Below are 12,836 nucleotides of genomic sequence, written 5' to 3' on the forward strand. Positions count from 1 at the left end.
CGGCAATTATGGTGGCGCAGTTGTCTTAGAAGCAGTTAACGACAGTGAACACGGATATAACTTAATTGCCGCCACCAGAATAAATCAGCCGGATAGGCCGACAAAAATAGAGTTTGAAAATTCCGAGATACTTATAGTTAATCATGCCAATTGGCCCGATAGGCCTCACGTGCAATGGTATCTCCCAGTTCGACACAAGCAGATAGCACATCTCATTGAAAGGGTTGAAAACATTGAAGTGCAGATAAGGTACGACATGAACACCTCCATGTACGGTGTTGTATCTGACTTTGACATCTGGATAATACAAATTATTGATAAGCAGTTAAAATCGGAAAAGACAAAACCTCGCTCATTGACAAAGCAGACAATTAAAGGACTGTCAAAAAAGAGCAAATGGAAATTTTGGTAAGTTAAGTCAAAGTCTCGCAAAATGCTCGAACGTGAGACAGACATCCTGGTAGTCATCAGGGTTTAAGCCAATCGCAAGGATCGGACGTTTTCTGAGACAAGAAATTATTACTGATCTTCTTTATTTAAGGCAGTAATGGCATTTCCATCATAACGATACGCTCCACTTAAAGTGCCAAACCAGATGCTTCCATCATTCGCTTCTGAAATACCAAAAATCATATTTTTATAATCTTCATATTCCGACATTACATCGGTTACAGTAGGCTTTTGGTTAGACAACGTTTGTGCATCAAAGCGGGAAAGTGCCCACTTATCACTTCCGTTATAAGGAGGTTGTGAACTGGTCCAGATGTTACCTTTTTTGTCTTCGTAGACATAGCCGGTAGGTTGCTGTGTAATATTGGTAAATGTATTGCCATTGTAGCGCCAAAGGCCGTCTTCTGCGCTCGCTAACCAGATATTGCCTTTCGTATCCTTAATTATCTTACGGACATTTAAAAACGTTTCGGCATTTTGGATGACAACGGTAAACTTTTTCCCATCAAAAGTGAAGGTATTTCCCCTTGTGCCAACCCAAAATTTTCCCGCGCCGTCTTCAACAATAGAATTAACATCATTATCGTAAGGATCAATACCTGACAATCCTTCATTCATCTTATATGTTGTAAAGGATTTTCCTTTTCCTCCGTGCGAATCGGACCGCCGAGCGGGGTCAAAACGGCTTACTCCGTCGCCGGTGCCAAACCAGATATTGCCGGATTGATCCTCATAAATATCAAGGATCGTATCACTCGCAAGCCCATCCTTCGTCGTAAAGTTCTGAAAGGATTTCCCGTCTGCCCGTCTGGGATCGTAATAAAACACTCCGGAACCAACGGATGCAAACCAGAAATTTCCTTTTTTATCCTCTAAAACATCAAAAAAATGGGCTGAACTTACTTTGCTAGTAATGTTCTTGAAAGAATGTCCTACTGCCCGTTTGGGATCGTACCTAAAAATACCATCAAACGCAGCAACCCACATGTTGCCCTTACTATCTTCTATAAAATTACGGGTGATTGTCTTAGGCACATTAGAGGTAATCAATTCTTTCGTTTCGAAAGTCATCTCTTTTGGCAAGCCAAATTGCCCTTGTCCTTCACACCAAGTGGGAACAATCAACATTAATAAGGTAGTGATGTGCACGGATGTTGTCATTTTAATTTACAAGTTTAAGGTTTCCTACAAAGCACCTGTTTTTAGTTTAAAGATTTAGTTTACAGTCTGTTAAAGAATATTTCAGAAACTAAAAGCAGCTTTCCTCACCTCAGGGTATTGGTTCCTTGGGAGGTAGGCATATTAAACAAAGATGTTACTTATACAACTGTCTCATAATACGCTCGTGGGTGTTGCAAAACTTAAATTATTTCCGCTGAACTTTACCGCTAGTTGCAATTAGATGAATGTCTGCCATGTTCTTCTGACCGCTTTGCGATTCAGATTAACCTGAATTTCAACATCCTACACCTCTTGGTATGGCATAAATCACGTTACCGGAAACAGATAAATTGAAGACTTTATCTTGAATAGCAGAAAGTACCAGTTGCCATGTTTTTCCCTTGTCGGGAGATCTATAAATACCTGCTGGGTGACCACAGAACATGTATTTGCCAACCTCCGTAACTGAGGAAATATAGAGGCTTGCCGGAAGGCCAGCATCAATAGGCTGCCAGGTTTTACCACCGTCGTATGATGTCCGTACTCTTCTGGTTTCGGTCTCGGTATTGCAAGTTATAGCGGCAAACCCACCCTTAATGCGTTCGATAGCAATACCCACGCCGCCCTCACTGATCACATTCACCCAGTTATCACCATGATCTGTCGACCGGATTATGCCACTCTGGCTGGTCGCTAGCAGCACGCCATCTGACTCTACCAATTTCATTACCCAGCCTCCGTCATAGACTCGCTCCCAGCTTTTTTCACTGTCATCATATTTATAAAGCCCCCAATCGCAACCGATAAAAACGTTGTTTCCAATTTCAAAAACGGTTCGGACGCTTTTCCCTTTAAAATCCGCATACACCGGCGTCCAAAAAGTCGCCCCATTTGCTTTTTGTAAAAACTGGCCACCGTAATTGAATGCAAGCATTCCGGTCTTGCCAGGAACAATGCTGCCAAGGTTGTCCGGAGAAATCTCTTTCTGCCAAAAAGGGGCCGTGGAATTTGGTTTGCTGTGATACATCCCATTTCCGGCACGCAGATAAACTCCATGATCATTTGCAAGGAAACCATCTCTCGGAATACCATCTTCAGGCAAATTTTCAGGCAAACCTTCGCTCATGTCCTGCCAGGTTTGTCCGCCATCCGTTGACTTAAAAATGATGTTTGCAGCTCCTGCCTTATCTCTTTTTTGTTGATCACTGTCCGGTAGCGAAGATGAATGTGGAAATTCAGAAGCCTGATCAAAGGCAAATGAGAATGGGAAAAGGAGCAAAAAAGCAAGGTTATGGATTTTCATGATTAAAAATGGTTTGGTAAAATAATAGAATAAATTGTTTTTAACTTCACATGTCCAAATGTAGGTTCCCGCGTTGCCGCTCCTTGTAAATTAATTGTAAAAAGAAATGTAAATGCGTGTAAATTCTGCTTTTATTGGCTTTTTCACTAACCGGTTGGTGATGAAGTGCAGCATTTCAAAAACGCTTGGCTATTCCCACATTAAATGTCAGGCAAGGCGATTCGATCCCCTAATTAGTTGTCAATTCTGACCGGCGTAGGCTCGTGCGCGATATTAACGGAAAAAATAATTACCGGCTTGAATGCTTACTCATTTGTTCAGGGTATGAATTTCTGATGTTGCGTTGATGAAAGTGGTGGCACAGCCCTTGAACTATTCACCAATCATCAAGAATCTTCTCTCCTGTGTTCCACCGTGCCGAGGATGTGGTCAAATCAAGCCTTTTATCTGGGAATTCATCAGCATACAAATTCTGTAATTCATGCACATGCTCGATAGCCAGAACTCTCGAACGCTCACTCAGGATATCGTATATTTCCTTTTCTTCATAGACGCCCCTGCCTGAGATGGCGTCCGTCACTTTAAAGTTTTGAGCTCCGTAACCAGAAAGGATCGTCACACCGTCAGAATACGAATGACGGTTATTCGGATCTGGTCGGAAGCTTAGATTTTCAGGATAAAGTATCGATGATCTAAATGGGCCGCCGGGCGCAGATGGCTTGACAACCCAGTAAAGAGTTTAAAAAGTGAGTAACAAGATTAGAATGAAAGCTGATTCCAGCGAAAAATCTATTTACATTGATTTCCAATGAGAGTTGAGTGAGGGTACACTCTGCTATGGCACCTTTCTGGGGCGAAGTTGAGTAGAATACGACGAAACGAAAGAAGTATTCTGGCAGTTCGATCATACTTGATATATTCTTATACCATATAAGAAATTTTACAATATGTTTGAGGACGAGCCCGGTCCACGTGCAAAGCGTCGTAGCTTTCTCCGGGATGTTTCTGCCTCATTTTTTTAACTGTTTGGTGCCAGACTTTTTTCTGATTTTAATATGAAGCTCCTGCTCACTTACCTCAATTAAGGTCTGCAGAGAGCTAATTTTTAGGTTTGCCTTCGCAAGCTGTTTTGTAAGATTCTCGACCTGTTTGGCTAAAATACGGGTCTTGGTGCTTTCATTCATATCGCTATCGGCTTCTTCTACCACATCGTGAAGCTTAATAGCAAACGATGAATAATCGTCAATCCATGCACTAACGCTGTTGCGGCTCAGGCCATACTTGCGAGCAGCTGCACGTTGACCAAGTAACCCTGAATTTACCTCGCGAACAATCCGCTTCTTTTCCACCTCAGTAAGTCGTTCCCAAGGTTTTCGATTTTTGATCGTGACTTCCTTCCTTTTTGCTTTCATCCGTTTTCGCTTGTGTGTAAAGCTATTCCAGGACTATACACTCAAGTTCCCGGAACACTGGCTCTGTTTGCTCCGGAATATCCACACTCGTCTTTTTCTAGAAACACTGTGGGTAAGACACGATTTCTCCGTTACTGCTCAATAAATAAATTCATCGCTAGGCTTCCGGTCATCTTCGCATACATTCTAAGCACATGGCCGCCGTGAAGCGGCACGGCAAAGTATTGGGTAGATATGGCCGGGAAATTTGAGACAGAGAATATGAGAAAGGCGGCAGAGTTTGCTTATACTATGCGGCCAGTGATTACCAGGTACGAAACGAGGGCTATAAAACGGTGGATGTAATAGCTCTACGGACAGGCGGAGAAGATACTCAGATTCAGTAGAAGTAGTTCCTTTAATCCGCAGCGCTTGCAAGTTGTCCAATCCGGAACTCCGGTTTAAGTCCTGATGGCATTATATTTTACATATCTTATCATTATGATGGATAAAAGTGGCACAATCATCATTATCGAGGATGATGAAGATGATAGGTTTGTATTGGAAGAAGTTTTTAATGAGCTAGGGTATCCAAACAAAAGGATATATTTCCTGGATGGATTATCAGCACTCGAGTATCTTTATACAACCCCGGAACGGCCTTTCATTATTATTTCGGATATAAACCTTCCCCAGTTGAATGGACTAGAGCTTAGAAAGAAAGTTCAGACTGATGCTGAGCTTAGTCTTCGGTGTATCCCCTACGTATTTTTCACCACGGCGCTCGACCAGCAGGCCGTTATTGATGCTTACAGCACTTCTGCACAGGGATTCTTTGTCAAGCCTGGCGCATTTGATGAAATTAAGGAGACAATTAGGACAATGATTGAATATTGGAGAAAGTGTGCAGCCCCTAACAATTTTTAATTATTAGCAGGTGTTCAAAACCGTCGTGATTGTTGCACAACTCCACAGTATCACCGGTTTTCTACGACTCCCATCGACGACCTTATCCAGCTGGACAGTTTGTCAATTACGGTCTCAACCAAAACTTTTCAGTATGGATGCTAATTCAGAACGTTGCGACAGGCCAAGACGACTGAGGTAATCTTAAATGCCATCGTTTGGGTCAAAGTCTCACGTACGACTTCGGAGTTAAGATGCTATCTTTGGAGAACTTAACGACCAGAATGGATATAAGCCCCTTTGTTATCGCTGATGATGATATTGATGACCTGCAACTAGTGGTTAGCGCGATCCATAGTTTCATCGGTGAATTTCAGCCGGTATTACAGGTATCCAGTGGAAAGGAGCTAATGTCACTATTGAGCAAAGACGACTTAGTGCCCGCCCTCTTACTCATCGATATGCATATGCCTTACTTAGGGGGAGCAGAGCTACTTCGTTTATTAAAAGGAATTGATCGTCTTCAAACAGTTCCTACTATACTGATATCTGGTGACAAACATAATCTGGAAGCAGCATACCAGGCAGGAGCTGATGGTTTCTACACAAAGCCGTCCTCGCTTGATGAGTATTACGAAGTGATCCTGGATTTAAAGCGGTCCTACCTGTCGCCATAAACTTCTACATGGATGCTGCTGACAAGGGCCGAGGAGGCAAGGATCCGAACCGTTGTACGCTATCTACTCCTCAAAAGGAGTCATTGGAAACCATAAACTTTAACATTTTCCTCAAAGCGCGCGAGAGCATCTGGCCAGGGCGACAAGTAAAACGAATTGCGCACAGACTCCGAATGCAACTGATTAGGTATTTTTTGTTTTACGAAGTTAACATACTGCTTGGTATCCGGATGATAATTTAAAAGCTCAATGTCACGATCGGTCGGACCATCAAGTCCCTGCTACTATAATGAGCAGTATTAGGAGACTGTTTTAAGATTGGACATTGCAAAGGGCACTAATTAAATAATAGGTTATCGATATACTGTGATGGCTCATAACATTCGCTACATTTTCCGCCATTTCACTTTTTTTCAAAAATTCATAATGTGATCATCGAAGTCTGTCTTCTTGGCCTCCGGGGATCTTGACCGTTAGCCAGGAGTTTTTTTGCCGTATCGCGTTTGTTACGCGGCTCAGCCAGGGTAACGGTCGGATAGGAGCCGAACGCCAGCAGCTTTTCCTTACTGAGGTAATAATATTTCATGAGCCAATAGCTCACCCCATTTTTTTTGAACGTACAGGTAAAGCCCGCCACCATCGGCCAGCTTGTATGATTTTTCCTTGAGCTTAGCACTCTGGCAGCGGACGACGGCAGGGCTTAGCGGCAGGCGAAAGCGCCTTTTCAGAATAACTCATTTGGGAAAGACTATAATAGATGATGTTCAGCAGCTGCAGAACAAGCTTTGGAGGCTTACCCCGCACGGCACACCGAACGATTTGATTTCTGCAAATAAAATACGCAGGGTGATTAAGTCGAGTCCAATGAAAAAGGGGCCGCCTCAGATTTCTGAGGCGGTCTATTGCTTTAAACGGCTTGCTTGGTCAAATAATGAGCTTGAAGGCTTTGCTGGTATGGCCCGCCACGATTTGCAGGAGCCTTTGCAGAAATATATTCAATTGGCGAACTGCTAAAAAATCGATCCGAGTCCGTTCTGTGAGACGCAGGCACCGATCTTATCAGACGGATGCAGTCGGCATCGTCAAGGATGAGCGTTTTGATAGAGGGACTACTGAATTATTAAAGAATAACCAGTTTGCAAGAAAGAGATCAGGTTGATCTGAGCGCAGAAGGTCTTATCCGACCTTGAAACTTTGATAAAGGACACAAGAGCTAATATCCAGGTGGGAAGCCTCTATCCAATTGTTGGTTATGCACCGTAAATCCGGCAACTCTTCCAGAATTTGATTAGCAACGCATTGAAATTTATCAGGCCAGTAAATCCGGTAGTCGCCCAGATCTCATCGCGCCTGGTACAAGGGAGTCAGTCAGGCTTCGATCTGGCCGATCAGGATAAAGGCAAGGATTTTCAACTCATCGAAGTAGCGGATAACGGTATCGGGTTTGACCCAAAATATTCCCAGCAGATTTTTGAGGTATTCAGAAGGCTACATGGCAAGAGTGAATTTGCTGGAACAGGAAGAGGGTTATCGATCGTCAAAAAAGTAGTTGACGCTCATGAGGGATATGTACAAGCGATAGGCAAACCCGGTGAAGACGCTACATTTCAATTGTTAATCCCTATATGATGCTCCGTTACACTTATTTTACAATGCGAAGGGTGCGGGTTTCACCAGAAGGAAGGATTTCTTTGCCGTTATATAGGAAATGAGTGTATTGATGAAAGGTGTAACATTTGTCACGGATAGTCTCATAAGAAACCAAGAGCGTGTCGATATCTGCGTTATCGAAGTGTAAAAAGAGTGTTGAGCTGCCACCTTCATTTTTGTAGCAATCCGCCTGAAACCAAAAGCCTTTCAAGGATTCATTAAAGTCTTTCTGAAATATCGTATTCGTTTTATGATCTTGTTCATAAAGTTTAATTGAGTCGGGATGAAATCTCGAAGTCGCGTCAGTCACAAGATTGTTGCCTGATTTGTCGACGATCGCGAACCTAATTGGGGCGGTAGGGGGAGGAGAGCTGTTGCTACATTCATCATCACAACCGAAGGTGAGTGCGATTATGAATGTAGCAATAAACAACCTGGTAGCGTATTTTATCATGGATTAGATTGTCGAGCGCTCTTTCGATAGAGGCTAACGTTTTGTGCGCTTTTGATAAAATGGTACAGAAATGTTAAAGAAGAACAATAATCCTGACAGGATGCAAAGTGCACCTAAGGCGTTCAAAAACACGGTGTCGTTCATATCAAATCTAGTAGTAATCGTATTCGAAGGTAGATAGGTTTATATATTAAACAAATAGTTACATTCGGAGTGGTCCAGTACTATTCCATATGATTGGGTGCTCATACTTGGACAAGAGCCTTCAAGCATACCCGGTACAGTTAATCTAAATACCAATGCGTAACGGTAGTGTACTGGTTGCCCAAAATGGTTATGTGGTCTAGGTTGCCAACCCCAAACAGTTCAGTTGGCACTCACTGAGTGTTGCAGTTGCGGGCATTACCCGTCCGAAGCTAACAGCATGAAGCTTGATATAATCATTTACAGACTCCATTTTATGGAAGCCGACGTCGGCTCAACATTTAGTCTATCATAAATGTTTTTAATTGCGGCCTGCGTTCATAAAGAAGCCGGGCTTGCTCGGCAAGGATTTTGCCTCGACAACTCTGATGACCTCCGGGCTTTCAGCAAGTGTCTGGTTGTACCTCGCTATGAGCGTTATCTGATCAACATTCTTGATAGATTGCCCGACAACATCGATTTTCGCGATTTAATGGTTTGAAGATATATTTTGAAGGGACGTTTCAGCTCAAACTAGAAGCTGCTCAGGTGTTGAATGATGCAGCTGCAGGCATCTACATTATGAGTCCTGGGAATATCAGGCCATTAAAACTCAATGAACAGTGCCGGAAAGTGGGATTAACCCCAGTCATGGTCGGAAGATTTTTTTCCGACTTTTTCTGTTTTATTTGGGTGTTATTTCATTGATTAATCAATTGAATTTTAGGGATTTAAGTTGATTTTAAGGAACGAATTGATTATCTTTAGTAATTGATAATCAGCAACATATGCCCGTTTTTAAAGATCACAAGATTAACATAAATCATCTTTTAGGTTTTATTCCCGAAGCCCTTATCGCCCATCTTTCGGTAACCACCAGAGTGGATCGTTACACCAAAGTCCCGCATGGTAAAAAGATGTTTTATTTGTTAATGTATGGCATTTTAGAGAATGACAGACTTAGCCAGCGAACGCTGGAAGACAGCTTCAATGACCCCGTTTTCAAGGTACTCTTTAAGCTGGATGAAAGTGAAAACCGTTCGCAGAAGTTCTATATCGGACAGGCTCTCGAAAATGGAACCCGACTATTTCAGGCAGCTCTACGAATGTATTTATGATCAGTTCTCAGCACTGTATTCCCCTGTTGAGAAAGAAAAATATAACCTTATCCGCGTAGACAGCTCAATGGTCAGCGAGACGGTAGGCAAGCTATTGGAAGGGATAGATAATAAAAGTGGTAAGAAGGCGGTAAAGTACAGTATTGCTTTCGATGGAATGTTGCCTTGTCATTCCGATGTCTTTGCCGCCGCAGGTTATGCAAGTGAAGATATGGCCTTGCCAGAAGCAATTATGGGGCATGTCCGAAAGGATGATGGGCATCGCAACATTTATGTGATGGACCGGGGATTGCAATCTACCCGCGTGATGAAGGCCTTTAATGATCAGAAAGTTGCCTTTATTGCGCGGACCAAAGAGAACCGCAAGTTCGTGGAGCTGGAATCGTTTATCGGTGCAAACCAGGATTTGGATTTAGGGGAATCTACCCTTGTCAGGGATTGTAAAGTGCAGTTGTACACAGGCTTGGCTATCAACAATAAACGTGGCAACAAGCATTACCGGGAAGTGTTATCCGAAGGTCATTTCCGCCTGGTTGTCGTTGAAAGCAAAGCCCAGGCAGGCAAGACATTCTGGTTTTTGACCAATGATTTTGAATGCCCGGCAAAAGAAATCACCCAAGCATACAGGCGGCGATGGGATATCGAGGTTTTCTTTCGCTTTCTAAAACAGGAATTGAATGTAAGCCACCTGGTTTCTCTGAACAGTAATGGCATACAAGTCATGCTATACATGACCCTGATTACCGCTATGATGGTTTTGATGTATAAAAAGGCTAACAATATCGGCTATAAAACCGCCAAACGAAGATTCTCAATGGAAGTGAGAGACTTGGCTATTGCTTTGATCGTCGTGCAGTGTGGAGGAAACCCAGACCTATTTTTCAAGACATAAAAAATGGCCGGAATTTCTTCCGACCATGACTGGTTTAACCCCGCTTGTTTTTGATCCGCGCTAGCGGATATTTTCGTATCTTGCAGTACATTAGACCTGTACCGCAATGGCTTCAAAATCCCTTGATGATTTCTTGCTAACGCATCGCCAGAAACGAAAGCAGTTTTGGAACAGTCGAAGCCTTCTTACTGTCTAATAAGCACATCATTCCGCGTCTGCGTCAATATCACATCGCCGCCTATTTGGGCATAACAGCCACTCAATTGAGCCGGATCACTTCTGGGAAGTAATTTTTAGGGTCTCAACATTTGTAAATTTCTTTCTCTTCAAAGCGTTCTAACTTCGTCCTCGCCTGAGCCGAACAGGTACTGGGCACGCATCCGCATTGCCCTTTAAAATTCTATTTGGCAATTGCGGCAATTGTCATCATACTAACGAATTTATCATGACATCGAAAAAAGTTAACGATTTTTTTTCCGGACTCAATCATCCATTAAAGCAAGAAATGGAGGCAATTCGGCAATTAATTATGGACGTTGATCCATCGTTAACCGAAGAGGTAAAATGGGGCGGCCCCAGTTTCTACTATAAGGGTGATATTGCCACATTCAGCCCTCGGGTTAAAGACCAGGCGGTACTTGTCTTCCATCAGGGTGAAATGCTGACTAGCCGTACAGTGCTGGAGCCTGCCCCGAAGGGGAAAGCATATGCTAAATTTAACAACATGGCAGAAATAGAAGCTAAAAGCGAAGATTTAAAAGCGGTTATCAGCGAGTGGATCCAGTTAATGGACAAAATGTGATATTTAGGGCCTGTTGTAAGCTTCCCCGCATTTGTAAGCTTTCCCGGGTGTACTAAAAACTATTCCCGGTTTTTTTGTATTAGCGATAATCGCATAAAACGCTCCAACGTGAGACTGTGTCCAGTGCCCTAGTCCAGATCTGCTTCAAATTTCGGAGGTGGCTGTTGCACAACTCGGATAGGATAGTCAACAGCACGAAGCTGAAATTCTCTTAATCTTATTAGTTATAAAGCGTTTAGGCGAACGATGGTGCCGTCAGGTATGTCTTTTAACTGAAAATGAAGGCTTGCGGTAACTGAGAAGTGTTCACAAATACTAAGTCGAATAAAATTATCTACTTCATATTTACCGCCAATAATTGGGAGTTTCTTATAGCTAAAAATCTCATCATTTCGGAGCTGCAACCCATTACTTGCTAGTTCAGCTTGCAGCCAGTCTAATAATAAATCATTTTTCCCTTTGTCGGTGTCCAAATAGTCTAGTAATTCACCAAAATTGTTTGAGACTTTCTCCAGACATCCGTTTCCTGTATCCAGCCAGAATATTGACCCACTAACATCGGTCAAAAAGGCATCGCCAAATACACTTATAGCAACAACTTCCTTGTCAACACCAATTAACCATGACCAATCTTGAAGGATAGTTTCTCTAACATCTACACCTACATTTTCTATTAATCCTTGGAATAGCATATCTGATATTGTGAAAAAAATAAAACCAAGACGGTAACCTAAAATTCATAAAAACCGAACGCTGAGCCATTTCCCTATCACGTAGATTTTGTAACTTCAGGAATGCAAGGAAGGAAAAATTACTCAGAAAAGCTGTTCGTCAGCTTCCAACTTTCAGATCGCGTTCCTAAGGAAAATTTCTATCGCAGACTAAGCGAAACGCTCGATATGCAGTTTTTATACAACGACACCCGCGAGCTTTATGGCAAAACCGGCAATCCATCAATCGATCCGGTTGTATTTTTTAAGTTGATGTTGACGGGATATCTGGAAAACATCACATCCGTTCGTCGCTTGATGGAGCACTGCTCTATGAGGATGGATATTCTTTACTTTATCGGTTATGATATTGACGAACCGCTGCCGTGGCATTCCACTGTTAGCAGGACTAGGCAACTATATCCCGCTACGCTCTTCGAGTCGTTGTTTGAGAAGGTATTTGTCATGTGTATTGAAAAAGGAATGGTAGCGGGTCACACTCATGCGGTTGACTCCGCTCCTATAAAAGCAAACGCTTCAATAGAAAACCTTGAATTAAGGGTTCCGGCACAGTCAATTAAAGCGTATCTTACAGCAGTTGACCCCGACAATCCGGGTGAAAAAGAAGGTGATAAAGGTGACAAGACAGTTATGACTGCCAGTCGGAGTCAACTAAAACGCCTGGCAAAATACCAAGACAATTTAAATGCTACCAGGGCAAATCGACCGGGATCTAAAAACGAGAAAGCGCAGTTGTTAAGCAATAAAACGCATTACAACCCGCGCGATCCAGATGCCAGAATTTCAATTAAACCAGGCAAAGCCAGAAAACTTAATTATCACTGTTCAATGTCTGTTGACGCTGCCCATGGTGTGAAAAGTCATATTCAGGCCGACTTTGCCGACGGTCGGGATAGCCAATATTTACCTAGGATCGTTAGCGTTTTGCAGGATCGACTCAGTAGAAACCATTTGAGACTAACTGACCTGATGGCTGATGCAGGCTATTCAAACGGATACAATTATCAATTCCTGGAAAAGCGCAAAATCACCGGATGGATCCCAGTCTTCGGAAAGTTCAGACCGAAGGTGGACGGCTTTGATTACAATAAGGAGACAGATCCCTACACTTGTCCTAA

The 12,836-nt window shown here is 42.8% G+C and carries 15 protein-coding genes and 1 pseudogene; 9 read left to right on the forward strand and 7 right to left on the reverse strand.

Annotated features, from left to right (window positions below; all coding sequences use genetic code 11):
- A pseudogene (locus tag LZD49_RS34935) lies at positions 1–412 on the forward strand (hypothetical protein); the annotation flags it as partial.
- A 107-nt stretch (positions 413–519) separates the two neighbouring features.
- Here the strand turns inward: LZD49_RS34935 and LZD49_RS34940 are convergent.
- The 4 genes from LZD49_RS34940 to LZD49_RS34955 form a co-directional block, all read right to left on the reverse strand.
- Positions 520–1,611, reverse strand: a complete 1,092-nt coding sequence (locus LZD49_RS34940; protein ID WP_234673215.1) for a two-component regulator propeller domain-containing protein — start codon at positions 1,609–1,611, stop codon at positions 520–522.
- A 295-nt stretch (positions 1,612–1,906) separates the two neighbouring features.
- Entirely contained in the window at positions 1,907–2,914 is a 1,008-nt protein-coding gene (locus LZD49_RS34945; protein ID WP_234673217.1) for a sialidase family protein, read from the reverse strand.
- A gap of 376 nt (positions 2,915–3,290) precedes the next feature.
- Positions 3,291–3,494: a hypothetical protein gene (locus LZD49_RS34950; RefSeq protein WP_234673219.1), complete on the reverse strand. Its 204-nt coding sequence runs from the start codon at positions 3,492–3,494 to the stop codon at positions 3,291–3,293.
- A gap of 430 nt (positions 3,495–3,924) precedes the next feature.
- Positions 3,925–4,326, reverse strand: coding sequence for a helix-turn-helix domain-containing protein (locus LZD49_RS34955; RefSeq protein ID WP_234673221.1), 402 nt, complete (start codon positions 4,324–4,326; stop codon positions 3,925–3,927).
- Between the two features lie 480 nt (positions 4,327–4,806).
- Here LZD49_RS34955 and LZD49_RS34960 point away from each other — a divergent pair, with 480 nt between their 5' ends.
- Together LZD49_RS34960 and LZD49_RS34965 are read left to right on the forward strand one after the other, a co-directional pair.
- A complete protein-coding gene (locus tag LZD49_RS34960) occupies positions 4,807–5,232 on the forward strand; it encodes a response regulator (protein WP_234673223.1) in 426 nt (141 codons plus the stop codon).
- Between the two features lie 263 nt (positions 5,233–5,495).
- Positions 5,496–5,888 carry a response regulator gene (locus tag LZD49_RS34965; protein ID WP_234673225.1) on the forward strand — a complete coding sequence of 131 codons (393 nt, stop codon included), beginning with the start codon at positions 5,496–5,498 and terminating at the stop codon, positions 5,886–5,888.
- A gap of 421 nt (positions 5,889–6,309) precedes the next feature.
- On the opposite strand, the gene LZD49_RS34970 is transcribed toward LZD49_RS34965, so the two are convergent.
- Entirely contained in the window at positions 6,310–6,528 is a 219-nt protein-coding gene (locus LZD49_RS34970; protein ID WP_234673243.1) for an Arm DNA-binding domain-containing protein, read from the reverse strand.
- 98 nt (positions 6,529–6,626) lie between these two features.
- On the opposite strand from LZD49_RS34970, the gene LZD49_RS34975 reads away from it, so the two are divergent.
- Positions 6,627–6,902 (forward strand): hypothetical protein, encoded by a 276-nt coding sequence (locus LZD49_RS34975; RefSeq protein WP_234673228.1) that lies wholly within the window; start codon positions 6,627–6,629, stop codon positions 6,900–6,902.
- 270 nt (positions 6,903–7,172) lie between these two features.
- The gene (locus LZD49_RS34980) at positions 7,173–7,517 is read left to right on the forward strand and encodes an ATP-binding protein (protein WP_234673230.1); all 345 of its coding nucleotides are present in this window, start codon (positions 7,173–7,175) and stop codon (positions 7,515–7,517) included.
- A 13-nt stretch (positions 7,518–7,530) separates the two neighbouring features.
- On the opposite strand, the gene LZD49_RS34985 is transcribed toward LZD49_RS34980, so the two are convergent.
- Complete coding sequence (locus LZD49_RS34985) at positions 7,531–7,992, reverse strand: hypothetical protein (protein ID WP_234673232.1); 462 nt, start codon at positions 7,990–7,992, stop codon at positions 7,531–7,533.
- 971 nt (positions 7,993–8,963) lie between these two features.
- Between LZD49_RS34985 and LZD49_RS34990 the strand changes: the two genes are divergently transcribed.
- The 3 genes from LZD49_RS34990 (at position 8,964) to LZD49_RS35000 (ending at position 10,987) form a co-directional block, all read left to right on the forward strand.
- Positions 8,964–9,293, forward strand: coding sequence for a hypothetical protein (locus LZD49_RS34990; protein WP_234673233.1), 330 nt, complete (start codon positions 8,964–8,966; stop codon positions 9,291–9,293).
- Complete coding sequence (locus LZD49_RS34995; RefSeq protein ID WP_234673235.1) at positions 9,250–10,185, forward strand: transposase; 936 nt, start codon at positions 9,250–9,252, stop codon at positions 10,183–10,185. The genes LZD49_RS34990 and LZD49_RS34995 overlap by 44 nt, the downstream gene beginning before the upstream one ends.
- 445 nt (positions 10,186–10,630) lie before the next feature.
- Entirely contained in the window at positions 10,631–10,987 is a 357-nt protein-coding gene (locus LZD49_RS35000) for a DUF1801 domain-containing protein (protein ID WP_234673237.1), read from the forward strand.
- A gap of 224 nt (positions 10,988–11,211) precedes the next feature.
- Here the strand turns inward: LZD49_RS35000 and LZD49_RS35005 are convergent, their stop codons facing one another.
- Entirely contained in the window at positions 11,212–11,679 is a 468-nt protein-coding gene (locus tag LZD49_RS35005; protein WP_234673239.1) for a T6SS immunity protein Tdi1 domain-containing protein, read from the reverse strand.
- 102 nt (positions 11,680–11,781) lie between these two features.
- On the opposite strand from LZD49_RS35005, the gene LZD49_RS35010 reads away from it, so the two are divergent.
- Positions 11,782–12,836: transposase (locus LZD49_RS35010; RefSeq protein ID WP_234673242.1), on the forward strand; the 1,055-nt coding region annotated here is incomplete at its 3' end.

It is taken from the genome of Dyadobacter sp. CY261, assembly GCF_021440085.1.
GTDB lineage: Bacteria > Bacteroidota > Bacteroidia > Cytophagales > Spirosomataceae > Dyadobacter.

Coding starts and splice junctions, on each gene's coding strand:
- LZD49_RS34940 (WP_234673215.1), bottom strand. CDS start 1,611: ATGACAACATCCGTGCACATCACTACCTTATTAATGTTGATTGTTCCC.
- LZD49_RS34945 (WP_234673217.1), bottom strand. CDS start 2,914: ATGAAAATCCATAACCTTGCTTTTTTGCTCCTTTTCCCATTCTCATTT.
- LZD49_RS34955 (WP_234673221.1), bottom strand. CDS start 4,326: ATGAAAGCAAAAAGGAAGGAAGTCACGATCAAAAATCGAAAACCTTGG.
- LZD49_RS34960 (WP_234673223.1), top strand. CDS start 4,807: ATGATGGATAAAAGTGGCACAATCATCATTATCGAGGATGATGAAGAT.
- LZD49_RS34965 (WP_234673225.1), top strand. CDS start 5,496: ATGGATATAAGCCCCTTTGTTATCGCTGATGATGATATTGATGACCTG.
- LZD49_RS34970 (WP_234673243.1), bottom strand. CDS start 6,528: ATGGTGGCGGGCTTTACCTGTACGTTCAAAAAAAATGGGGTGAGCTAT.
- LZD49_RS34985 (WP_234673232.1), bottom strand. CDS start 7,992: ATGATAAAATACGCTACCAGGTTGTTTATTGCTACATTCATAATCGCA.
- LZD49_RS34990 (WP_234673233.1), top strand. CDS start 8,964: ATGCCCGTTTTTAAAGATCACAAGATTAACATAAATCATCTTTTAGGT.
- LZD49_RS34995 (WP_234673235.1), top strand. CDS start 9,250: ATGGAACCCGACTATTTCAGGCAGCTCTACGAATGTATTTATGATCAG.
- LZD49_RS35000 (WP_234673237.1), top strand. CDS start 10,631: ATGACATCGAAAAAAGTTAACGATTTTTTTTCCGGACTCAATCATCCA.
- LZD49_RS35005 (WP_234673239.1), bottom strand. CDS start 11,679: ATGCTATTCCAAGGATTAATAGAAAATGTAGGTGTAGATGTTAGAGAA.